This is a genomic window from Endozoicomonas atrinae (genome assembly GCF_001647025.1).
In the GTDB taxonomy this organism is placed as follows: domain Bacteria; phylum Pseudomonadota; class Gammaproteobacteria; order Pseudomonadales; family Endozoicomonadaceae; genus Endozoicomonas; species Endozoicomonas atrinae.
In genome coordinates, this window is sequence record NZ_LUKQ02000550.1 from 1 (window position 1) to 1,436 (window position 1,436).

Consider the following 1,436-nt stretch of genomic DNA (forward strand, 5'->3'; position numbering starts at 1 on the left):
GTCCAGTGGATAATGGCGTCGGATACGCTGACATCGGTGGCACCGAGGTCATAAGCGGTGGTGTCCCAGTAGAAATTGTTAAGCGGGGTATCACTCACCGGTTGCGCCCGTTGGTAATAGATGGTGGCGGCAATGTCGCGGATATGAACATAAGCCAGGCTGGTAGGAACGTAATCCGGCTCGTAAAAGCTGCCAGCCTGTGACTGACCGTCATATCCGGCCCGTTCTGCCCAGAGTTCCACTTCCGGGTAGATATTGCCGTCTTTGTGAACCACATCCTCCCAGCGCATGGAAATATCCGTAAACCGGGTGACTTCCCACTCTTTTGTGAAAGAGTCATTGGACGTGGTTTTCTCGTAGGTGTTGTATTCACCCCGATCATTGGGGAGACGCACTCTGGCCCGTCCTTTAACCTTATCCTGTCCCCAGGCTTTGCTGTCATAGCGGTAGAGGTTCCTGACCTCCAGCCGTATATCCACTTTGGCGAAATACAAAATCCGGTTGATCTCCCACCCCGAACCGATTTGCGGGTCACCAATGCTAATGGTGTGTCGGAAGGTCTGTGCTGAATTGGTGGGACTGAGGGTTTTCTGGTAGGGGTTGGCAATCTTGTTCTCATCCCGGTAGTCGTAGGTAACGCTGCCACTGTTGAACGTACCCTCACGGTCTTCCGCTAAAAAATACAACCCCACCTCATAGCTGCCCTGGGTCATGGTCTGGCTGAGTTCGATGTCGTGGGTGGTGAACTGGTCGATGTCCACGGCCACCGTTTCCCCGTCGATCCACTCCCCCCATGGCTGCCGATACCGGAAGGTCACGTTCACCTTACGGTTCTGCCAGGTACCGCCGCTGCCGGTGGAACGCTGGCTGGCAACCCGCCCTTTCAGGGTGACCGTTTTCACCTGGTCCACACCGCCTCTGGTAAAGGTGGTGGTATTGCTGGCCCCCTGGTAAAGGGCGTTCCTGACCTCCGTCTTGCTGCCATCCGCCAGCAACAGCCGGGCGTAGGGTTTGAACACCCACGCCCCTTCGATGGAGCCGTGAGGCATGGGGGTTGAGTGGTACAGTTCCAGTCGCTGGGACTGGTCGGGGTAGTCGGCGTTGTAAACGGTAATATCGCGGGGATAGAGGTTAATGGTGGGCTGGCTTTTGAAATAGGCGGGAATCACCACGCTCTGGTTATGCCTGCCGATGCCGCTTTCTGTGCGGCGCACCTCTTTGTAACGGACGTGGCCAGAGCTGGCGGTGTAGATATAGGACTCAATCCGCCCCTCTTTCAACACCAGGTAATCGTTGCTGGCGATGCCGCCGCTGCCGGTGATCACCATTTGACCAAAACCATCGCTGCCGGTACTCAGCTCGATGGAACCCTGCCCCACCGTGAGCGCCGTGCCGTTTTGCAGTTCACCGGACTGAAGCTGGCTGATATTCACCGG

General features: G+C 56.6%; 1 protein-coding gene. It reads right to left on the reverse strand.

The window, feature by feature from the left end; translation table 11 throughout:
• Positions 1-1,328, reverse strand: a 1,328-nt coding sequence (locus AK963_RS33995; protein ID WP_238593889.1) for a hypothetical protein, incomplete at its 3' end; no start/stop codon positions are given.
• Between the last annotated feature and the right edge of the window lie 108 nt (positions 1,329-1,436).